The sequence below is a fragment of the Anoxybacillus andreesenii genome, assembly GCF_030813005.1.
Lineage (GTDB): Bacteria > Bacillota > Bacilli > Bacillales > Cytobacillaceae > Robertmurraya > Robertmurraya andreesenii.
Map to the genome: position 1 here is coordinate 134412 of NZ_JAUSTU010000011.1, position 22841 is coordinate 157252.

20 protein-coding genes and 1 pseudogene are annotated in these 22841 nt (G+C 40.0%); 10 read left to right on the forward strand and 11 right to left on the reverse strand.

What is annotated here, in order from left to right:
• Positions 1–11 precede the first annotated feature (11 nt).
• Entirely contained in the window at positions 12–1232 is a 1221-nt protein-coding gene (locus tag J2S07_RS12885; protein ID WP_307150818.1) for an MFS transporter, read from the forward strand.
• A 234-nt stretch (positions 1233–1466) separates the two neighbouring features.
• Here J2S07_RS12885 and J2S07_RS12890 read toward each other — a convergent pair whose 3' ends face one another.
• Positions 1467–1973 (reverse strand): YcxB family protein, encoded by a 507-nt coding sequence (locus J2S07_RS12890; RefSeq protein WP_307150819.1) that lies wholly within the window; start codon positions 1971–1973, stop codon positions 1467–1469.
• Positions 1974–2171: 198 nt separating this feature from the next.
• On the opposite strand from J2S07_RS12890, the gene J2S07_RS12895 reads away from it, so the two are divergent.
• Positions 2172–3476: an ATP-binding protein gene (locus J2S07_RS12895; RefSeq protein WP_307150820.1), complete on the forward strand. Its 1305-nt coding sequence runs from the start codon at positions 2172–2174 to the stop codon at positions 3474–3476.
• A 114-nt stretch (positions 3477–3590) separates the two neighbouring features.
• Positions 3591–3779, forward strand: a complete 189-nt coding sequence (locus tag J2S07_RS12900) for a DUF4177 domain-containing protein (RefSeq protein ID WP_307150821.1) — start codon at positions 3591–3593, stop codon at positions 3777–3779.
• Positions 3780–4254: 475 nt separating this feature from the next.
• Here the strand turns inward: J2S07_RS12900 and J2S07_RS12905 are convergent, their stop codons facing one another.
• The 5 genes from J2S07_RS12905 to J2S07_RS12925 all read right to left on the reverse strand — a co-directional run bounded on the left by J2S07_RS12905 (position 4255) and on the right by J2S07_RS12925 (position 9897).
• On the reverse strand, positions 4255–5958 hold the full coding sequence (locus tag J2S07_RS12905) for a methyl-accepting chemotaxis protein (RefSeq protein ID WP_307150822.1): 1704 nt from the start codon (positions 5956–5958) through the stop codon (positions 4255–4257).
• 235 nt (positions 5959–6193) lie between these two features.
• Entirely contained in the window at positions 6194–7480 is a 1287-nt protein-coding gene (locus J2S07_RS12910) for a type II restriction enzyme (protein WP_307150823.1), read from the reverse strand.
• Positions 7458–8330 carry a DNA adenine methylase gene (locus tag J2S07_RS12915; RefSeq protein WP_307150824.1) on the reverse strand — a complete coding sequence of 291 codons (873 nt, stop codon included), beginning with the start codon at positions 8328–8330 and terminating at the stop codon, positions 7458–7460. The genes J2S07_RS12910 and J2S07_RS12915 overlap by 23 nt, the downstream gene beginning before the upstream one ends.
• 314 nt (positions 8331–8644) lie before the next feature.
• A complete protein-coding gene (locus tag J2S07_RS12920) occupies positions 8645–8899 on the reverse strand; it encodes an alpha/beta-type small acid-soluble spore protein (RefSeq protein WP_307150825.1) in 255 nt (84 codons plus the stop codon).
• 53 nt (positions 8900–8952) lie between these two features.
• Positions 8953–9897 (reverse strand): Gfo/Idh/MocA family protein, encoded by a 945-nt coding sequence (locus J2S07_RS12925; protein WP_307150826.1) that lies wholly within the window; start codon positions 9895–9897, stop codon positions 8953–8955.
• A 162-nt stretch (positions 9898–10059) separates the two neighbouring features.
• Here J2S07_RS12925 and J2S07_RS12930 point away from each other — a divergent pair, with 162 nt between their 5' ends.
• From J2S07_RS12930 to J2S07_RS12960, 7 genes and pseudogenes are all read left to right on the forward strand, one after another.
• The gene (locus tag J2S07_RS12930) at positions 10060–10470 is read left to right on the forward strand and encodes a MarR family winged helix-turn-helix transcriptional regulator (protein ID WP_307150827.1); all 411 of its coding nucleotides are present in this window, start codon (positions 10060–10062) and stop codon (positions 10468–10470) included.
• 69 nt (positions 10471–10539) lie between these two features.
• A pseudogene (locus J2S07_RS12935) lies at positions 10540–12050 on the forward strand (ABC transporter ATP-binding protein).
• On the forward strand, positions 12043–13875 hold the full coding sequence (locus J2S07_RS12940) for an ABC transporter ATP-binding protein (RefSeq protein WP_307150828.1): 1833 nt from the start codon (positions 12043–12045) through the stop codon (positions 13873–13875). The pseudogene J2S07_RS12935 and the gene J2S07_RS12940 overlap by 8 nt, the downstream one beginning before the upstream one ends.
• Before the next feature lie 453 nt (positions 13876–14328).
• Positions 14329–16866: a bifunctional lysylphosphatidylglycerol flippase/synthetase MprF gene (mprF, locus tag J2S07_RS12945; protein WP_370872821.1), complete on the forward strand. Its 2538-nt coding sequence runs from the start codon at positions 14329–14331 to the stop codon at positions 16864–16866.
• 103 nt (positions 16867–16969) lie between these two features.
• Positions 16970–17539: a Uma2 family endonuclease gene (locus tag J2S07_RS12950; RefSeq protein WP_307150830.1), complete on the forward strand. Its 570-nt coding sequence runs from the start codon at positions 16970–16972 to the stop codon at positions 17537–17539.
• A gap of 70 nt (positions 17540–17609) precedes the next feature.
• Positions 17610–18518: a YIEGIA family protein gene (locus J2S07_RS12955; RefSeq protein ID WP_307150831.1), complete on the forward strand. Its 909-nt coding sequence runs from the start codon at positions 17610–17612 to the stop codon at positions 18516–18518.
• A gap of 1 nt (position 18519) precedes the next feature.
• On the forward strand, positions 18520–18726 hold the full coding sequence (locus J2S07_RS12960) for a capping complex subunit for YIEGIA (RefSeq protein WP_307150832.1): 207 nt from the start codon (positions 18520–18522) through the stop codon (positions 18724–18726).
• 122 nt (positions 18727–18848) lie between these two features.
• Here J2S07_RS12960 and J2S07_RS12965 read toward each other — a convergent pair whose 3' ends face one another.
• The 5 genes from J2S07_RS12965 to J2S07_RS12985 form a co-directional block, all read right to left on the reverse strand.
• Positions 18849–19697 (reverse strand): flagellin N-terminal helical domain-containing protein, encoded by an 849-nt coding sequence (locus J2S07_RS12965; RefSeq protein ID WP_307150833.1) that lies wholly within the window; start codon positions 19695–19697, stop codon positions 18849–18851.
• A gap of 286 nt (positions 19698–19983) precedes the next feature.
• On the reverse strand, positions 19984–20322 hold the full coding sequence (locus tag J2S07_RS12970; RefSeq protein ID WP_307150834.1) for a YmaF family protein: 339 nt from the start codon (positions 20320–20322) through the stop codon (positions 19984–19986).
• Between the two features lie 155 nt (positions 20323–20477).
• Positions 20478–20780, reverse strand: a complete 303-nt coding sequence (locus J2S07_RS12975) for an HD domain-containing protein (RefSeq protein WP_307150835.1) — start codon at positions 20778–20780, stop codon at positions 20478–20480.
• Between the two features lie 8 nt (positions 20781–20788).
• Positions 20789–21643 (reverse strand): MBL fold metallo-hydrolase, encoded by an 855-nt coding sequence (locus J2S07_RS12980; RefSeq protein WP_307150836.1) that lies wholly within the window; start codon positions 21641–21643, stop codon positions 20789–20791.
• 84 nt (positions 21644–21727) lie between these two features.
• Complete coding sequence (locus J2S07_RS12985; protein ID WP_307150837.1) at positions 21728–22840, reverse strand: AMP-binding protein; 1113 nt, start codon at positions 22838–22840, stop codon at positions 21728–21730.
• Between the last annotated feature and the right edge of the window lies 1 nt (position 22841).

Here is a 22841-nt window from a genome sequence, read left to right on the forward strand (position 1 = left end):
GAGTCCCAAACATGAATTACATCCAGCGTGGAACACGTTCATTTAAGAGAGTCAATTTTGCTATCTTCGCCGGGGGCTTCAGCACCTTTGCCATTCTATGGGGACCACAGGCTTTATTGCCAGATATTGCGAGTGATTTTGGTGTTTCACCAACAATGTCAAGCCTGAGCATGTCATCTGCAACGATCACTCTATCCATCAGCCTTTTGATTGCTGGCTCTCTGTCAGAGGTGTTTGGACGTAAACCCATCATGGCGATATCATTAGTTGCCTCTTCGATTCTTTCGATTATCACAGCTTTTTCACCGAGCTTTCAGCTCTTAATCCTATGTCGAATTTTACAAGGAATTACGCTTGCGGGCCTCCCTGCCGTTGCCATGGCCTACATTGGTGAGGAAATAGAACCGAGAAGCTTAGGAATGGCGATGGGACTACATATAAGTGGAAACTCTCTCGGTGGGATGACTGGACGGATTATCGGCGGGATATTAACAGATTATTTCAGCTGGCATGCCGCCTACATCGCCATTGGATTCTTGAGCCTACTGGCCAGTATTGTTTTTATTGTATTTTTGCCAAAATCTTCTCATTTCCGGCCACAAGCTTTTGCTTTAAAAGGGCTAGCCACTTCCTTATTTAGTCAATTTAAGGAATCCGGTCTTATTTGTCTTTTCAGTCTCGCTTTTTTGTTAATGGGAAGCCTAGTGTCCCTCTACAACTATATCGGCTTTGAGTTAATGAAGCCCCCCTACTCCTTGAGTCAAACCTTGGTTGGCTTCATCTTCATTGTCTATATTATGGGGACATTTAGCTCGACATGGATGGGGATGCTCGCCGATCAATATGGAAAAAAAAGAATACTCCAGCTATCCCTATTCATCTTGTTACTAGGAGTCACCATTACACTAAGTCCGAATCTATGGTTGATGATTCTAGGCATTGCCGTCTTTACGTACGGATTCTTTGGAGCACATTCCATCGCAAGTGGTTGGGTGGGGAACATGGCTACCCATGACAAAGCGCAAGCATCCTCGCTCTACCTATTTTTCTATTATACAGGCTCTAGTGTCGGCGGGACGGTGAGTGGAACCTTTTACAGCCACTTTGGCTGGCCCGGTGTCGTCTCCATGATTATTGTACTTGCTGCCCTTTCGATTGCCATTTCCATTCGCTTAGGGATGATTGCTTCTAGGAAGATGTCTATGAAAAAAGAATGGCGCGCAAGCACTTAAAGTGAAAAATAGCTCAGTTCAACTTGAACTGAGCTGTTTTTCATTTAGGCTCTTTTCTCAAACATTGTTGCTTTTGAACAAAAAATAATTAGACAAAACTCTTGTTTATGCAGACTATCTCTAGAAACAACGGAGAAAAGAGCTACTCAATCTATGCGTATCGCACGCGTACTATGAAACGGAATGGCCGGTATTAAGGACATTCCAGAACCACAATCCGTGCGAAAACAGCCTTCATTTATGAGAATGAATATACGCCTTCAATCCCTCAACATTCTCGATTTCCCTTTTTGGAAGGATATAGGCACTGACGGAGCTGTTATAGAGGTAAAGGTATTGGTCATCCTCCTTCAAATCCTGAATCCCTGACCAATTCACCCTTGTTTCTCCCGTTGAATTCCTGTCGACAATCCCTTCCTCTGTCAAAATCATCAAATGCTCTCCTAGGATTCCTTCATTCTTCCCCTCTTGAATCATTTTCCTAACCCGACGAATAACCGAGTTATAGAAATACTTTGGGTAATAAACAATCCACAACACAGCAGCAATACCAAAAATAACAAAGGATAGAATATATGAATCACCCATGAGCTTTGCGAAAAAATATGCGACAACCATATAAACAATTGGAATCAAAAAACGCTGTACCTTCAAAGCATTCATCGCCGTCTGTGAATTTTTCATATGAAAAAGGTTGAATTGTAAGTAATCTTGTTCGGTAATCGTATATGTTATTTCCATTGGAGCTCCTCTTGTCTTATTTTTGCTAAAACATTTCACACTATTATACCTTCTCTCCCTCTTTCAGTAAATCCTCCCCAATACTTCGTTAATTTTCTGAAAAATTTGTTGAACTGACAAAAATCATGCAGGATTATAGACCTATTTGTAGAAATGAAATTGAAAGATAAAAGAGTAATTGCCGCTAGGGGGGTGTCATTGCTAGAGAATATGAGCCACATTCTATACCATGTCTTAATCGTTATTTTTCCATTTCTCTTATACTACTTTTTTGCAATGCGCTTTAATTATTATTGTTCAAGTAAATTTCATAGAAGTATTTTAATGCTCATCATGATCGTGATTCTCCTGCTCACAATGTCATATCCAGTATCGTACGCAAATGGTTTTATTTTTGATTTCCGCATGATCCCTATATTCATTTCATTCATGTATGTTGGCTTTCTTCAAGGAATTGCCACCACTGTGATTATGCTGCTATACCTATTTGTGTTGAAGGATCCCAAAATTCCCTTATTACTTATCAACTATTCAATCCTAACTTGCATTCTATTTTTTCTACGAAATATCTTTCAAGGAACTTTATTAAAGAACAAACTCATTGCGATAAGTGTTCTTTTTTGGGTAACAACTGGCACTAGATGCATTACCTTATTTGCAGAGGAACAGTTTCAGCATCTTTTCATCATGCTAGTCTTTTCGCTTGTTATCTGGATAACCTTGTTGCTCGTCATCCTTCTCATCGAAAATCTTATCCAACAAATGTTTTTACAGAGTGAATTAAGACGTTCCGAGAAGCTGAATCTCATCAGTCAGCTTGCTGCTTCTGTGGCCCATGAGGTACGGAATCCGATGACTACCATTAATGGTTTTTTACAATTAATCGGGAAAGAGCCGAACATTACGGAAAAACAACGGACTTATATTGAAATTTCATTAAGAGAATTATCAAGAGCCCAGGAAATCATTAATGATTATCTTTCCTTGGCAAAGCCAAATAAAAGGACCACTCAGCCCGTCAATATTAGTGAAGAAATTACCAAGACCGTTGAATTGATGACCTCGTACACCAATATACAAAATATCGAAGTCATTGCATCCATAGAAAAGTCTCTCCATGTCAAAGGAAATAAGGATGAGATCAAGCAAGTCCTAATTAATATCATCAAGAACGGAATCGAAGCAATGAAAAATCATGGACGGCTAGAAATTAAGGCATACTCGGAAAACCAGCGGGCCATAATCCACATAGCAGATAATGGAGAAGGGATGACAAAGGAACAGCTTTCGAAGGTAGGAACCCCTTTCTATTCAACAAAGGACATGGGGACAGGGGTCGGACTGACCATTTGCTTTCAGATTATATCGCAGTTAAAAGGTAGTATTGAAGTCAAAAGTGAGATTGGGATCGGAACAACGTTTATAATTAAGCTTCCGCTTTGTGTTCATCCGGACGTGATAGCTGATGAAGAGAATCTTAGCGAAGTTAAGGTTATAGTATAATACCTTTTTCAAACCTTGGTGCTTTGAACGGAGTCACAATCGAGTATGAAAAATTTTGAAACCTCCTGAGACAGCATTCGTAAATATGTTAAAGATAGAGAAGGAGGTTATCTCTTGTACGAGCATAAATTTGTCAAAATCCCCTTATCCACCTTCAAGCTGACACCTGAAGAAGATTATCATACCGTCGTTTACGAACACGAAAAGCAAGGTTGGGAACTAGTCCAAATCTTTGCACCTGGAATTGGGAGTTATGGGTCTGCCAAATTTTTTGAACTGATCTTTAAAAGGAAAATAGATTAGTAGATGATAGCCTCATATAAAGAGGCGTAAAAAAGCTGATGAACTCCATTCTTCATCAGCTTTTTTGTTTCATTCTTGCATCGATCGGGCAGCCCTACTATCCTTTAATGACCGGTCTATCTACTTTCTCACTTTGACGGGAACCATACTCCTTCTTTGATGACCGCTCTACCTGTTTTTTCACTTTGGAGGGAATCATACTCCTCCTTTGATGACCGCTCTACCTGTTTTCTTACTTTAACGGGAACCATACTACCTCTTTGATGACCGCTCTACCTGTTTTTTCACTTTGGAGGGAATCATTCTCCTTCTTTGATGACCGTGCCATCTGCTTTATCACTTAAACGGGAAGCAAACCTGCCAATTTGCTGTTTCTGTTCTCATCTTAGCTGCTAGTTTTATAACAATTCACTAAGTATTCTTTTTAGTAGTAAATATAAAAAGGGATCCAAAATAGAATCCCCACTTTTCTAACCTATGAAATTTTAAACCTACCAATCAGTAATTGTAGCTCCTCGGCCAATGTTGATAAATAGCTCGAAGATGAAGTGATTTCTTCCATAAAAGCCAATTGTTCCTCAGTAGATGTGGAAACCTTTTGTGTACTAGCAGCAGCTGTATCAGCCACTGCTGAAATATTTTCCATAGAATGAACGATCTGGCTCGCCCCCACCGCCATTTGCTGCACAGCAGCGGATACACCCTGTATTTGATTGGTAACCGCATTAACAGAGTCCTTAATTTCTTCAAAAGAGCTTCCAGCCAAACTAACTATTCCAATCCCAGTGTCAACTTCTTCGGCAACAAACGCCATAGAGCGAACCGCAAGATTTGTTTCTTCCTGAGTCTCCGCTATTAATTGGGAAATTTCCTTCGCGGATTGTGCAGACTGTTCTGCTAGCTTGCGGACCTCGTCAGCAACTATTGAAAAACCCTTTCCACTTTCCCCAGCTCTTGCTGCCTCTATTGCCGCATTTAATGCTAAGAGATTCGTCTGCTTAGAGATGCCCGTAATCACATCAACAATTTGACCGACTTCCTTAGAACGTGTATCCAATCGGTGAATGACTTCCTCCAATTCACTAACCGTTTTATTTATCAATTGCATTTGTTGGATGGCCGTCTCAATTGATTTTCCTCCTTGTGATGCCCTATCAGAAGCATGGTTAGCACTGGTTGAGACTTCCTTAGCATTGCTCGCTATTTGCTGGATACCATGTGACATCTCGTGGATGATTCCCGTGGTATCGTCTACACTTTGAACATGCCCCTCGACACTTATTGCCATTTGATGCATCGTGTTAACGATTTGCTCTGTTGCCTCATTGGTTTGTTCTGCACCAGCCGTTAATTGTTTAGAGGAAGCGGCAAGGTGCACCGCATTATCACTTACTTGTTCAATCAGCTTTCGTAAATTTCCCTTCATCGTATTTAGCGTAGTCGCTAAATCACCAATTTCATCCTTATTTGGAACGCTTACATTTTCAACTGCTAGGTCTCCTTCGGCAATTTGTTTGGAATACTCGATGAGAGTTGTGATCGGTCTTGTTTTTCTACGAATCAACCAAATGGTAATAAAACCAGCAATAATCATTGGTAAAAGTCCAAGAACAAAACTATCCATCACAGAAGCCCATGTTCTTTCAATGACTATTTTGGCATTGAAATCAATGACATTGATCGCAATGATTTCCTTATTCGGATCATGATCCTTATATATTGGCGCATATCCTGACAAACGCTTCATGCCTCCAAATTCATAAATCTCAGAGAATTGGGCGTGCTTTGTTTCCTGAAGGAGTGCGATAGCCTTCCGATCAATGTAAAATGAATCGCCTGCTTTAAATCCTTGTTCTTGTAAATGACGATCCGCAGCTATAATCGTTCCATCGAGGGACAATATGTATTGAGTTTCAAAGATCTGTTTATGATCAGTCGTCCAATTTAGATTTTGCTGCAATTCCTTCAGTTTTTCTTGATTCCCTCTTGCGATTTCCTCAATATCGCTTGGATTAATTAAACCAGTGGTAATATTGGCGCAGCCTACTGCTTCAATTCCAGCTGCTTCATATGTTTTTTGATAGCTTACCCAGAAATTTGAAGCAGACGTTATCATCATGGAAACGAAAAGAACAATAATAATGATGACGCCTAATTGAGTTGTAATGCTCTTTTTCATATTAGCTCTCCCTTAATAGAATTGTTTGAATGCGGAAAATTGTAAATATTGGTTATTTATTAATATAATACTATAAAAACGTTGAAAACAGGAAATTAATTGTATAATTTTGTAGTAAATATAGTAATATAGAACTATATAAGAGTTAATAAAGAGGGAATTGGGGCTAAAGGCATTCTTCTAGTAAATAAAACTCCCTATTAAGAAAAGGAGCTCAAACTACGAGCTCCTTTTCTTAATAGGTGTTTGGCAAATCAATGATCCAATTCATCCATCCGATCACGGTGGAGGATCTTCTAATGAACGTACTCTCAGAGCTGACATGATAAAGATTGCATTTCTTCATAATCTCTATCACCCTTCCTTTTTCCGGGACAGAACCTTTTTCCAAATACTCGGCAAACACCATCCAGAAGGGCTTATGGGACAAGATACATTTCACCAATTCCAAGTATTTGTCCTTCGTTCTCATCCTCATGATTTCTCTTCCTAATTTCGTAAGCTTGAACATGACCTGTTTGTTGTCGTCAGTATATTTCTCGATTAAGCCTAGGTACATTCCTGCCGAGGTATAATAACCGGTTTGTCTTACATCAAAATCATAATTCCTTGTGATATCATCCTTGCTCAAATCGTTATCCACAAGCAGTCCCAATAAATCCACAATCCTTGGAAACGAATCAGCCTGGGGAAATGGCACCTCTGGCTCCTGAACCATCTGAACAGCTCGAAATCCCCCAACAATATCCTCAAAATTCAGCTCCTCATGAGCGATAATAAAATCCTTTTGCTCGACAAGCTTTAGCGAATTATACCTTCCTGGGTCTGTGAACTCATACACAAAAAAGCTAAAAATATCATTGGAATAAGTGAAAAAGACTGGCCGTACCACCTTGTTCGTCTTTTCCTGCCATAGACGATAAGGATAGTAAAGCTGGCGTACAAGAAAATCATCTACTGTCTCATTTTTTGCTTCAACAATCATGAATTGATATCTGCTCTCATAACCTCCATCAATTTCAATCTGTGAATTCTTTATATTAATGAGGCGGTCGGTACCTTTTCTTGTCTGGATATGGAAATCAAATTCCTTCGATGACATTCTCCCGGAAATCGTTTGGAAGCATGGTTCTCCTAATACCTTTTCCATCATGCCAGTAATATGGGCACAATGAAGGGCTGAGCTTTCCGAATAAAGATTGGTCGGATCAATGGTAGTGATATCCGCAGGAAAATCAACACGAACAGGCTTTAGCCTTTTGTTATAGCTCACCTTTTCATAAACATCAAACTCACCAATTACATAGCTCGAGCGCGAAATTGGTAAAATGGATAACCCATTTTCCTTAAATAGCTTTGGTAGATGGCTGTAATGATCAAATTTCGCCATCAATCTTGGTTCTCTTACCATCTTAATTTCCTTCGCTTTGATTTCAAAGAAACCATGATGCTGAATCTGCTGCAAAATATGATGGCGCTCAAATAGGATCTCCCAGGCTTTATCTGTCTGCGTTTGGCTCAAAGTTCATCACCAGCACTTCGTCAATTTTTCCACGTTTGGAGGCTACTGAGTTAATATTTCTAGTGGCTGAGACAATTTCAATATGGAAACCTTTTTCCTCATATATTTCTTTAATAAAATCAGTGGCTGAATTGCTTAATAAAAACTTGCAGCCCCGTTTATCCAACTCAACACAAACATCACTCAGTCGAATTTGATCCTCTCGATTAAATCCATCCAAGCTGTAGCTCGTGAAGGAAGACGTATCAGAAACCGGATCATAGGGTGGATCAAAATACACAAAATCCCCCTCCTTCGCGTTGGCAACAACCTCTGCAAAATCCTTATTCCAAATCGTCACATCATAAGCGCTTAAATAATCATGAACGGCTCGCAGTACACTCTCATTAACGATCTGAGGATTCTTGTATTTCCCGAAAGGTACATTAAATTGGCCTTTACTATTGACCCGATAGAGTCCATTAAAACAAGTTTTATTTAAGTAAATCATTCTCGCTGCTTTTTCTACTGGTGAAAGCTGTTCATACTTTTCTTTGTCCCTGTCCAGTCCACGAACTTCGTAAAAATATTCACTGTTATTGCCGTTCTCATGCTTTCTTAGTTGCTCAATTAACTCTTCATGGTGATGCTTCACCACTTCATAGACATTCACCAACTCAATATTAATATCATTGATAACTGCCTTTAGAGGCTTCAGATCTAATAGAACGGCACCTGCCCCGATAAAGGGCTCATAATACATATCTATTTTTTCAGGAATATATTTTCTAATCTCTGGGAGTAATTGACGCTTTCCTCCCGCCCATTTCAAAAAAGGCTGAGTCAAGTTGTTGCTAGCTCCATTGGCCACTATACTTCTCTCCTAACTTCTACGCAAAACATACGATCAATTCGAACAAGCATTCTCCACATATCATACCATTTTTGCAACCGTCATTCAGCTTCAACATAAAAAAATCCTTCAAACAAGGCGCTGCTAAATTTTAATGTTGATCTTGATATCGCCATATGTGAATGGGTTCACTACGTTGCTCGTGCCGAGCAAAACCCGTTCACGCCATACACATATGGCCAATATCAACACTGAACTTTAACACAGCATCAAACAAAAAAAGACCGTAAGAAGATCAACTCTCTTACCGTCTCATTCCTCGCGATAACAACCTATTTCTTCCCCATATTCTCCTGCGCCATCCTTACGAGTTCCTTGACCATGCTACCACCCAGTCGACCACCGACCTTGCCGGCTTCCTCAGAGGTAAGTTTCCCATTATAACCTTCCTTTAAGGGTACTCCTACTTCTTTCGCCGCTTCAAATTTTGCTTGGTCAGGGTCACTTGCTCCAACTACCTTCGCTTTTAATTGGTCTAGCCCTGGACGCGCCTCTGGGACCAAAATTTTATTTTTTCTTCTTGCCATCACAAATCCCTCCTTAAGTATAATTTGCCTTAAGGAAAGAATATCATTCCAAATTACATCTTTCTCAGCTGTTCAAGCACTTCTTGGGACTTGAAACCTACCTCAAAGTCATAGATTTCTGCAGCTTGTCCATTCATTGCTTTCACTAACTCATCGATGAGGCTGTTTGTAGGCTGACCTTCAATAGATATTTCCTGCATATCCTCCCCATTTTTGCCACCTCGTAATTTACCCCAGTTTTCAAGAGATAGGACCCCTTCTGAACCATATAGGGTAAAGCCAATGTATTCCTCTCCTGAAATATCGCATAAGCCTTCAATGAGTATAGGAGTACCATCCTCAAGCTCAGCTGTTGCAAGGATCCCTGTCTCGCATTTTTCCAAATCATCTGGCAATTCTAATCGTGTTTGAATTTGGTGGATGCTGCCAAACAGCTTAATGATTTGTTGAATAAAATGCACCCCTACCTCAAGCACGAATCCCCCCTGCTCACGTCCACCGATCCAAGCATTTTGCTGCCAGTGGCGTGGCCATGCTGGAAAATGCATCGTGAGCTGAATACGACGTAGCTTTCCAATATAATTTTCTCGAAGTAATTCAGCTAATTTGGTTGCGGCTTGGCCATAATTAAGCGGGAAATTCATCGCATGAACTACTCCTGCTGTGTTCGCAGCTTCAAGCATTTCCTGCGCTTCCTCTAGAGAATTCGCTAATGGCTTCTCACAGAGAACATGCTTGTTTGCCTTCAATACATCCAGCACGATTTGATGATGGAATTTTGGCGGAACTGCTACATAGACAAGGTCTACTCTTTCATCTTCTATTAATTGCTGATAATCGGTGTAGGCTTCCACTTCGCCTAGTGAAGAGGCTGTTTTCTTAGCCAAAGCTTCTTGATTGTCACAAACCGCGACAATCACCACTTCTGGATGCTCTCCAAACTGTCCGATTAAGCGCTGCCCGATCGCTCCAAGTCCAATTATTCCAATATGTATCATGATAACTCTCCCCTTCAAAAACAATCTATTTTTCATAACTATACTCGATTTATATTCCATATGTACACTGAAAAACTGGGGAGATTCTACCACTTGACAGAACTCTTATGAGAGAATTATTATCTTATAGTGTAAGATAAATTCAAATAGAGGTGGGCACCCATGGATTATCAAGAATTGGCGAAGGAATTATTTCATATCATGAGAAAAAGCCGTAGACCACCTATGGATGAGCCGATGAAATATTCTCGAGGTGAAATGGGAATGCTACACTACTTACATTTTACTAAAGACGGTGTTACCTCTGGGGAATTAAGCGAATCCTTTTCCATCAGTACTGGGAGAGTGGCCTCTGCACTCAAAAGCCTTGAAAAAAAAGGGTTGATTGTACGTCGCACCGATTCATCCGACAAGCGAAAGGTCCTTGTTTTTATTACAGATTCCGGAAAAGAAGTAGTCGTTGAAGCCCATCATCATGCAATTGCGATGACGGAAAAAATGCTGCGAAGGCTTACTGAGGAGGATGCAAAGGAATTTGTGCGTCTCATTAAAATTATTTTTACTAACAAGTAGTTCGATGAATGGACTGCTTATTCAATGCCCAAATACCTTACACTATAAGATAAAAAAAGGAGAAACTACATGCTAAAAATCTTTCAGCATTTAAAAAAGAACGAATGGATGCTCGTTCTTTTCAGTATCGTGTTCATCGTTACCCAAGTGTGGCTTGACTTAAAGCTACCTGACTATATGGCAGAAATTACAACGTTAATTCAAATGGACGGCACCAAAATGTCTGAGCTTGTGGAGCCGGGCCTATATATGCTTCTATGTGCCATCGGCAGCATGATTGCGGCGATCATTGTTGGCTTTTTTGCAGCCAAAATCGCAGCGGGCCTCTCGATGCGTCTAAGATCCATGGTTTTTGAAAAAACGATGTCATTTTCGATGGAGGAAATCAATAATTTTTCCACATCAAGCTTAATTACTCGTTCAACCAACGATATTACCCAAATTCAGTTTATTATCGCAATCGGGTTACAGGTCATCATCAAGGCTCCGATCCTAGCTGTTTGGGCGATTATGAAAATCGCCGGAAAAAGCTGGCAGTGGACAGCGGCAACGGGCGGTGCAGTCGCAGCCCTTATCATCATGCTAAGCGTCATCATTATTTTTGCTATTCCTAAATTCAAAATCATTCAGCAGCTGACCGATAATCTTAACCAAGTGACTCGCGAGAACTTAACAGGGCTCCGGGTTGTGAGAGCCTATAATGCTGAGTCCTACCAGGAAAATAAATTTGAAAAAGCCAACCTGCCAAACGGATTATGGAGGTACTCGACACCGAAGCAAAAATCATCGATGGACATCTTACAGAAGGAAAAAGTGGTGTGAGCGGTGACATTGAATTCCGTAATGTCAGCTTCCAATATCCAGATGCAGAAGAGCCAATCTTAAGAAACATTAGCTTCAAAGCGAGCAAAGGAGAAACAGTAGCATTTATTGGGGCAACTGGTAGTGGAAAAACAAGTGTGATTAATCTAATTCCCCGTTTCTATGATGCAACAGAAGGGGAAATTCTCGTGGACGGTGTGAATGTCAAGGACTACACCCAAGAAGCTCTCCATAACAAAATTGGGTATGTACCACAGCGTGCCGTGCTCTTTAGTGGGACCGTTGCCTCGAACGTTACTTATGGAAGTAATGGAAAAGAAACGGCTCCAGAAGAAATGATTAAAAAGGCTGTGGAAATTGCCCAAGGAACGGAATTTGTAGAAAAAATGGATGGCCAATACGAAGGACATATCTCCCAAGGAGGAACGAACGTCTCCGGTGGTCAAAAGCAACGCTTATCGATCGCACGTGCCATCTATCGACAGCCAGAAATCTATATTTTCGATGATTCCTTCTCAGCTCTCGATTACAAAACTGACCGTGTGCTGCGCTCCACACTCAAAAAGGAAACGCAGGATGCAACCACTCTCATCGTGGCACAGCGAATCGGAACCATTAAAGATGCCGATCGGATTATTGTCCTTGAAAATGGAGAAGTCGTTGGGAACGGAACTCATGAGGAATTAATGACAAGCTGTACAACCTATCAAGAAATTGCTTATTCACAGCTTTCAAAGGAGGAACTCGCACATGAATAAGAATGATACACAGGAACAAAGTGCGAAATCCAATGGGCACCGTGGCCCTGGCCCAATGGGTATGCCTGGAGCAAAACCAAAAAATTTCGGGAAAACACTTAAAGAGCTGATGTCCTATTGCAGCAACTATATCCCGGTCATCATTCTTTCCCTAGTACTTGCCTTTGCTGGCGCCGCATTGAATGTATATGGACCTGATAAGTTAAGTGAGATTACTGATGTCATTCAAGAGGGAATCGCAACCAAAGTCGATCTGGCTAAGGTAGAGAGCATTGGCATCTTCTTGGCCATCCTCTATGGACTAGGACTCATTTTTAACTATGTACAGGGCTTTATTATGGCGACGATTACCCAGCGAATCACTAAGAAAATGCGCACAGATATTTCAGGGAAAATTAATCGCATCCCTTTGAAATATTATGATGCAACAAGCTATGGAAATGTGCTGAGCCGTGTGACGAATGATGTCGATACGATTGGTCAAACATTAAATAATAGCCTTGGAACGCTCGTAACCGCCATTGCCACATTCATTGGCGCCATCGTCATGATGTTCTATACAAACTGGATTATGGCCATCACGGGGATACTTGCAACCCTGATTGGTTTTTCTTTAATGAGCGTGATCATGAAGCATTCGCAAAAGTATTTTATTGCACAGCAAAAAGAGCTAGGAAAGCTTAATGGACATATCGAAGAAATTTACTCAGGCCACAATGTGGTGAAGGTCTATAATGGAGAAAAAGATGCAAAAAATGCCTTCCACGAAATGAATAGCAGATTGTATGATAACGCCTGGAAATCACAGTTTTTATCAGGACTAATGATGCCAGTGATGGGCTTCATCGGGAAATTCGGCTACGTGGCGATCTGTGTTGTTGGAGCCATGCTTGTCACCCATGATGTCATTACGATCGGGACAATCGTTGCCTTTATGGTGTATATTCGCCTCTTCACTCAGCCACTCACTCAACTTGCTCAAGCCGCAACCAATTTACAAGCAACAGCTGCAGCAAGTGAGCGTGTATTCGAGTTCCTTAAAGAAGAGGAGTTAGAGGACGAATCATACAAAACAACAAAACTCGAACAGGTCAAAGGGGATGTCGAATTCAAGAATGTTCGCTTTGGCTATAAGGAAGATCAGATCGTCATTAAAGACTTCTCAGCTAAAGCGAAAGCCGGCCAAAAGGTCGCCATTGTCGGACCAACTGGAGCAGGAAAAACAACGCTTGTCAATTTACTGATGCGCTTCTACGAGCTAGGTAGTGGTGAAATCTCCATTGACGGGATTCCTATTCATCAGTTGACCCGCAAGAATGTTCATGATCTCTTCTGTATGGTACTTCAGGATACGTGGCTTTTTGAAGGAACCATTAAAGAGAATATTATTTTTTCAAAGGAAAATGTCACCGATGAGCAGGTTGAGGAAGCGTGTAAGGCAGTTGGGCTTCACCATTTTATTCAAACCCTCCCACAAGGGTATGACACCATGTTGAATGATAAGGCGAGTCTTTCAGCAGGGCAAAAGCAATTGATTACGATCGCCCGTGCCATGGTTGAAAATGCACCGCTTCTCATTCTTGACGAAGCAACAAGCTCAGTTGATACACGTACGGAATTATTAATCCAGCAAGCCATGGATCAGCTTACCGTTGGAAAAACATCCTTTGTCATCGCACACCGTCTTTCAACGATTAAGAATGCGGACCTAATTCTTGTCATGAAGGACGGGGACATTATCGAAACAGGGAATCATGAGGAATTGCTCGCGAACGTCGGATTCTATGCCGACCTTTATAATAGCCAGTTTGAACAGGTATCTTAAGGAGTTGTCATTGACAACTCCTTTTTTGGGTTCTTTTTCGCACACGGATTATCTGTTTAATTTTTTTATCATATGTGGGAATTTTTGGCTACCACCAACGGGGATTCATCTCCCACTTATCGTTGGGCTCGGCCTTCATATGATTGAAGATAAAAGTCTTCTGTCGGGAAATAATAAAATGGAACATTATTTTTAAGGAGGGGTAACCCTGTCTAATCTTTGCCCTGCATTATGGCCGGAAGATTCCGTCAATGGATACCAAGCGTTTGTAGCCTATCATCCTTTGGCTGTAAGACGACGTCCAAATCCGTGGTCCTTATTTTTGGAAGACTGGCACTTAGTGGCAGAGCGTTATTTTTCGTCATAGGGACACTTTTCCTATCCCCCTGTCCCTTCAATCGGTTACAATGAACCATAAGGCTTAGATGATTTTTCTAGAAAGGAACAATGCTTTTGGATATTCGTGTTATGAAGGAAAAAGCGCTTCAGCTCTTAAAAATTATTTTCCCGCTCTTTTTATTAGCTTTGGCGACTCATGAAATTTGGAAGTTTGCGATGGATCTTGATATAGGGCTCATCAAACATGAAGTTACAGAGATTCCTCTTAGCAGTCTTATTATGGCTGTTATACTGACGGTATTTGCTGTTTCTCCCATGTTTTTATATGATGATTTGATTGTCAAAAATTTAGGAATTCGTCTCTCGTTTAAGAAGTTTACAAAGCAGACATTAATTATCAATTCATTTTCCAACCTGCTCGGTTTTGGTGGGTTGATCGGTGCAACCTTAAGAACTTATTTTTACCAATCAAATGAAATCAAAAGAGGAACCATTCTAAAAACGATTGCTCATGTTACACTCTTTTTCTTAGCGGGCATTTCCATACTTACTTGGATCGTGCTGATTGGTTATCGGGATATTCCACTTCTGACGGAGACGAAGTGGCTCTATTTAGCCGTTATCGGAGTTGCCCTTTATCTTCCTATTCTACTTGTTTTTTCATTTAAATGGAAGAATAAGGAAAATAGCTTTTTTATTGATTTACGGACAAAATATTCACTTATTCTCGTGTCCCTTATCGAATGGACTTCCGTATTTCTTGCGATTTGGATTTTGTCGAGAGTTTTACATATTCCTGTTCACTTTGGCGATCTTTATGCTATTTATGTGATTTCAGCCTGCGCTGGAATCGTCAGCATGATCCCGGGTGGCCTAGGCTCATTTGATTTAGTTTTCATTTGGGGAACTCAATACATAGGATTACAGGATGAAAAAGTGGTTGTTCTGCTTATACTTTATCGACTTGGCTACTACTTTATCCCTTTTTTGATTGGTATCTTTCTTTTTATAAAAGGCTACTGGGATAAGTGGAATAGAAACTGGGGCAATCTGCCAAACGCTATTATTGAGTATATTACTCATATTCTCTTAACCGTTTTAATTTTTGTTTCCGGCTTCATAATGCTTTTGTCTGCTGCCTTACCAGGGGTGATTGAGCGATTCAAGATTGCTGCAGAAATATTCTCATTACCCATTATGAGCTTATCTCACCAATTCTCTGTAGCAACTGGCTTTATGCTCCTCGGATTATCAAGAGGAATTCAATACAAAGTGAAATCCATTTACCATATTACCCTGGTGGTGCTAGCGTTAGCAGCCCTTTTTTCACTTTTTAAAGGACTTGATTATGAAGAGGCTATTTTCTTGTTTATTATTGCGTTGTTACTACGTAGCTCAAAAGCGCGTTTTTATCGAGAAAGCTATGTGCTCACATGGGGGAGAACGCTGTTTGATATATGTTTGATTCTTTTCATCACGATCATGTTTGTGGTGATTGGCTATGCAAATCTCCCGTTATCCAAAATCAACATCCCGAAGAAATTTATACCCTACATTATCACAGATTATAAGGATCTCTTTTATAGTGCGCTTATTGGACTATTCATTACTGTTCTTATTTTCTTGATAGGAATCGTTTTCAGCCGTTCAAGAAAACTCCCGTTAGAATCAGCCTTAAACCATGAGATGGAAATTCTGGAGCATATTCACAAATATGAAGGAAACGTACTGACCCATTTAATCTTTCTTAATGACAAATATATCTTTTGGAATGGTGAAAAAAATGTACTTTTCCAATACCAAATATATGCGGACAAGCTGGTCGTTCTTGGTAATCCAATTGGGGAAAAATCATTGTTTCCAGCCGCAATTGAGGAATTAATGCATACGGCTGACCTTTACGGATTTACCCCAGTATTTTACGAAATTAACGATCCTATGCTCTCCACTCTTCACGAACACGGTTATGATTTTTTCAAGCTGGGTGAGGAGGCGTATTTGAATTTGAATCATTTTTCGCTTTCAGGAAAGAAGATGAAGAGCTTACGGGCAGTAAAGAATAAATTCGAACGAGAAAATTATCATTTTGAAATTCTACAGCCCCCCTATCGCAATGAACAGTTTGATGAGATGCGAAAAGTGTCCAATGAATGGTTGGAAGGCAGACGTGAGAAAGGATTTTCTCTAGGTTTTTTTGATGAGAGGTATCTAAACCGAACGGAAATAGGAGTTTTAAAGGGACCTTCTTCCGAAATTTTTGCTTTTGCCAACATCATGCCAGTATATGATAAAAAGGGAACCATCTCTGTTGATTTAATGCGATTCAAACCAGATGCCCCTTCGGGAACGATGGACTATATGTTTCTTTCACTCTTTGAGTGGGCGAAGGAACAAGGATATTCTCAGTTTAATCTAGGGATGGCCCCCCTTTCAAATGTCGGAGTTTCAAAATACTCCTTCTTTAGTGAAAAAATTGCCGCACAAATTTTTCTGCACGGCCATGTTTTCTTTCACTTTCAGGGCTTACGAAAATTCAAGGAAAAGTTTGATGTTACATGGGAGCCAAAGTATCTAGCCTATCGAAAAAAATCCTCCCTCCCCATCACCGTTGCACAGGTCACTTTCTTAATCGGAAAAAAGAGGGGGATATAAGATTGGGACAGGTTTTCCTGTCCCTTTTCTACTGCTTAATTTTAAATAGCAATAGACAGCAATTAAAGAAGCATCAGAAGTAGATAAAATCTGTGAAAACTCAGTGGGATACGGCTACGGTGACAAAAAGGCAACCTTTGAAGAGTTTCTCAAATTACAGCAGGAATCTGAGGAAAGATATGAGTATATTGATGGAGAAATCTATTTGCTTGCCTCTCCACGAACAGCTCATCAAATTGCAGTAACAGAGCTATTTGGGATTTTTTATAATTTCTTCCAAGGAAAAGAATGGAGACCAATGGTAGCTCCCTATGACATTGAACTAAGAAGATCAGAAGAAAACATTAATGTTGTTCAGCCCGATCTCATGATTATTTGCGATTTAAAAGAGAACCTGAATGAGGATGATTACTATAAGGGAGTTCCATCCCTTGTGGTAGAGGTACTTTCAAATAGTACAAAACGAAAGGATATGATTAAGAAGCTTGATCTTTATTTGTCCTGCGGAGTGAAAGAGTACTGGATCGTAAACCCGGACAATAAAGAGGTGACCGTGTATCTCTTTGAAGACCATAACATAAGTAAACATGCCACTTATAAAGCTGATGAAGCCGCTCAATCCTTCATTTATGAAGGGCTTAGCGCTGAAATAAAGAGGATTTTTAGATTCTAAGAAAAATGCTTAATAAAGTCTATCCTTTTAGCAAAAGGGAGATAATGCTTGCTAAAGGGGTGAGGCTTTTTTGAATGGAGTTATTTCAACCGATCATATTGTATTAATCGTAACCTCCATCACAGTTGGAACAATTAGTCGTTTGTTAACTCTAAAAGAGGATTATCGCCAATATCCAAGCTATCCAAATGGATATTTAATACATCTGATTGCTGGTTTTGTTGCTGCTGCACTAGGAGCTGTTGCTATTCCAGCATTAATGACAAAAAATTTTATAGCAGTTACTTTCCTGACTATTGCTATTCAGCAATTTCGGGATGTTCGCAAAACAGAGCGTGAAAGTCTTAAAGATCTTGAAAACACGGAATTTGCTTATCGTGGGGATGCGTATATTGATGGGATTGCTAAAACATTTGAGGCGAGAAATTATTTTGCTCTAGTTGTCTCATTGTCATCGGCATTAACCATTCAATTAATTGATTCAAAATCGATCTGGATCAATATCATTAGCGGAGCCGTTGTTGGTTTCATTGTGCTCTATGTCTTAATGCGCTTCTCTAAAGGAAAAACAGTAGGCGATATTGCCAATGTCAGAGAAGGAAAGTTAGAAATAAGAGGTTCTGAGCTCTATGTAGATGGTCTCTATATAACCAATCAGCTTGGAACTGAAAATGCTCGAAATTTATTTGAAAATGAAGGTCTGGCAGTGGTCATTCATCCAAAAGAGGAGCATTTTCGCATTACATTAGACAATTATGGACAACGGCAGGCAATACTGTTTGAATCTACAAGGTCCATTGGGGTGAAAAGATACCATTTTACCAGAAAGGATTTTGAACAGGGACGAATCATCGTTGCCCTAGTCCCCATCATTCATGATATCAACAAACTTCTTAGCACGATCCAAAATACACCATTGCTTGAAAGCGTAAAGAAAAGCGACAAGGTGATGAATACCAATTTAATGGGGAGGGATTAGGATGGGAAGGGAGTCCACACAGAAGCCAAACTATGATATTTTAGCGTTCATTACAACAAATAAAGAAAGATTGTTAGGCGGAAAACAGCTTTCCCTTCTAGCAAAGAATGAAGAAGAGGCCGAATCGTTAACCGAAGATATTGCAAAAGCACTTAAGGCAGATGTCGTTCAACTGAAATCTGGAGATTATCTCATTCTAAGAGTGTAAACAAAGCTGCAAACAAGGCTTTAAAGATAGAATTTAATTTACTGATTTTTTTCAAGAAACGCAAACAGGGTAGCACAATGGCTGCCCTATTTTTGTTTATTCTCACTACCTGTCTATCTCGATTAATCTATTTTCAAAAGCTGCAGTATCATTTGCTGCTGTTTGTTAGCTTGCGCCATCATCGCCAATGCAACCTGAGCAAGAATGGATTGCTTCGTATATTCCATCATTTCTTGAGCAATATCAGCATCACGAATGCGAGATTCAGCAGCTGTTAAGTTTTCCGCACTATTATCGAGGTTGCTAATCGTATGCTCCAAGCGATTATGATAAGCCCCAAGGAGGGAGCGCTGAGAAGAAACCTTATTAACCGCTTCATCTAAAATATCAATGGCAGAGCTGGCTGATTCGTGGGTGGACATATCGAGTGTGCCTTTACTAGTAAATCCACTCCCTGAGCCTGTAATCCCTATCGCCTCAGCCCGCATATCGGCCATCTCAATCGTCATTGTTTGCCCAGCGTTCGCCCCGACCTGAATCGAGAACTTCGTTTTCGAGCCATTTAGGAGCTTCATTGTATTAAATTCCGTATTATTTCCAATATCTGTGATTGCTTCAGTGAGCTGGTCTATTTCTTTTTGAATAGCATCTCGTTCTGCTTCGGTATTGGTATCATTGGCTGCTTGAACAGCAAGCTCACGCATCCGCTGTAGAATCGCATGGATTTCATTGAGTGCTCCTTCTCCAGTTTGAACGAGGGAAATCGCATCCTGTGCATTTCGTGAGGCTTGCTTAAGTCCGCGAATTTGCGCTCTCATTTTTTCAGAAATGGCAAGCCCGGCCGGGTCATCAGCTGCACGATTGATCCTCAGCCCTGTGGACAAGCGCTCCATCGCTTTCGCTTGCGCTGATATGGCCTTTTGATAATGACGATAAGCTGTCATTGCCGAAATATTATGATTCATCTTCATATAAGCACTACATTGTTATAATAGTTGATGTAAAACAAAGGTATGAAAATCTATCCTTTATAACAACATTCCCTCCTCTCCTTGTGATCGAGAGAATTCTATTTATCCTTTTTATCGGTAAAAATTTGGAAATATTTACACCTATCTTCTTAATATCAGTTAATCTATTCAATAGATAAGTTATCCACAGTTTTTTCACATATTATCCACATTACTAACATAGCTTGAGGAAAACCCATTAAAATAACCAATCTGACAAAATGCAGATTGGTTTATTGATGATCTTTTATTTATTGCCTGGGGCTGGCTGGTCAACACCTTTAACATGGTGTCTATGACCGTCATCCTCTGTCGTGTAAAAATCATAATAGTGGACATGCATTCCATCGCCAACTGGGATAGCGGGGCCTGAATAAGCTTGATAACGATGGGTGTGCCCGTTTTCAAAGACCACATACCCTTCCGTATAATGTATATGGCCGCCATCCTGAGTTGGAATCGGTGGTGAGGTCACATCTAAGCATTGATGAACATGCCCCGATTCCATTGATGTATAATCCACAGAACCATGATTATGATGTGGAACAAAACCATTAACAAAATCATCTTTTCCAACTCTCACCATAGGTCATTCCTCTCCATTCTTACAATTACTTTTTAATACCTATAATATTGGAACAATGGACCGAATATGTTTGGACAAGAATGGGTTTTTTTAGACAAAAAAATTACCTTAGGAGAGTGTACACCCTATAAACATGTATGTGTTTTGGCAAAAAGTTAATCGGCTTTATTTTCAATAATCTTTTTATATGTTTCTTTATCGATAAGCTCCCTAATGGACTGCATGGTTGGATCAAAAGTTGAATACTCTCTTCCATAATTAAGATTGAATTGATAATCAAAATTAGGAGGATTTGCACCTTGATTATGTTGAATAATCGTTTCTATTTTATCCAAAGCTTTTACTAATTTAGCTTCCCGTGTTTCCCCTTTATTATACTCTGACCATAGTGATTCCAACTGCTGCTGTAATTTTGGTGAGAGTGGTTTGATTAATTTCTTGATAGCTTCTTTCTCCATTCTAAGCTTCACTTCGGGATCGGTCTGTTCCTTTGCTGAAACATCCCCCTCGTACGCTTCCCTTCAAGAACAGAATTTATGATATGTATGGAATCCCACTCCCCTGATGAAAAAAAGACAATGGGATACTTTTTAGAAAACAAGGTGGCTTTAATCTCGTTCTCCGCCATCCCTTTTTCATGAAGTTCTATTATACGGCCTTGCAGCTCCAACAAATAATCTAATTTTCTCTGTAGAGCTAATCTGCCTTCCTTCAAATAGCCAGCATGACAGCAAAAGACATCGTCAAATTCATAGGTCAAAACCCTCTTCAATGACTCGATGATCGTTGGCACACTCTCCTCACGCAAAACAACCTTTGTCTTCTCTTGGCAATACAAATCCCCGGAAAATAACTGCCCGGTTTCCCGATTCAGAAATGCCAAATGATCCTTAGCATGTCCAGGTGTGTTAATTACATCCCAAGTTGCATTTCTGGATTGAAAGGTCGTCTCGATGGGCGTTGCCTGAAAGGGTCTCCGCTTTCCCCAAAATAATTTACGATATAACGGATAATCCGCCTTTCTACTGCAATAATCAATCATTAAATCATTCATGAAAATGGGTAATTGCCGCTGGCTCTGTAAAAATTCCGCACATCCTGTATGATCTTCATGAAAATGAGTGATGACAACTTGTTCTATATCTAACCCCTCAAAAAAGGGCTTAAACTCCTTTTCCAATGATTGTGCCGCCGTATCAATTAATACCCCATCTAAAAAAAAGCAATAAACATTTAATTTTACCGCTCGAAACGATACCGTGCCATTCCCAAAGTCGACCCCATTCACCTTACCTTGCTCGAAATTTTTCTTAAAAAGCATACATATATCCCCCGACTCTTCAAATAATCCTATATATCTAAATTTTAGCATAAAGTGAATGACTATTCATAATCTTCTTATTTGTTATTTTATATTATGTATTTTATTCCAAGAGCCTTCTGCTGCCAGCTGTTTCCGATCAAGCTTGCCTAAAGGGGTATAGGGGATTTTGTCTACAATAATGATGTTTTTGGGCACTTGAAACCTAGCAGCCCTTGGACGCAGCCAATCAAAAAGCTCATCCTCTGAAACTTTCGCAGTCGCATAAGGCTGAACAAAGGCCCGCAATCTTTGTCCAAACTGCTCATCATTAATTCCAATGACCGCAACATCTTCGACACTAAGGTGATTGATGAGGATGTGCTCTAGTTCCAGTGGAAACACATTCTCACCAGCAGAGACAATCATATCGTCCGAGCGCCCGCATAAAAAATAGTAGCCTCGTTGATCCTGGTATCCTAAATCACCTGTTTCAACCCAGGAAGCTTCTTTGTTTCTCATAGACCAAGGGTTTTTAACACAAAATTGCCCGACTGTCCCAGCCTCTACTTCTTTCTTATTAGAATCCAATATTTTAAGTGGGATACCGTGTATTTTTTTGCCCACTGTTTTAGGTGAATGCTTTAAATCCTTTGGTGTTGCGATCATATTGAGACCCGTTTCTGAAGTCCCATATAAATTGTAGAGGACATCCCCCGATTTTCCAAAAACATCATTAGTCAATTTTGGATTTAGTTCCGCTCCTCCAGAAGCAATGCTTTTTTCAATAAATGTATGAAATTCTTCATCATAGATAAGAAGGTCAAAATTATGTTCCTCTATTAATAATTGAAGCTGACTTTCGCTCATCTCCGTATTAAGAAAATAGATATCTGCTCCAACCCGTGAAACGGCAAAAATGGACTTGATCATGGAAGCATGGTTTCTACACAAAAATCCTACCTTCTGTCCGCTTCCAAGCTCGTATTTCTCCGCTAAAATCTGAGAGAGCCTTTCTGATTGAATAAATAGCTCTTGAAAGCTTATTGTTTCATGATCATCCACTAATGCCTCTTTATTTCCAAACCTTTCTGCTAGTTTGAGAAGAGCCATCGTATTCATTCCATAATTATGAATGGCAGCTATTAATCGATATAATCCTACAGGAGAGAATAATCGAAGCTTATCTAAGACATAAATGAATTTTAATATCTTCATC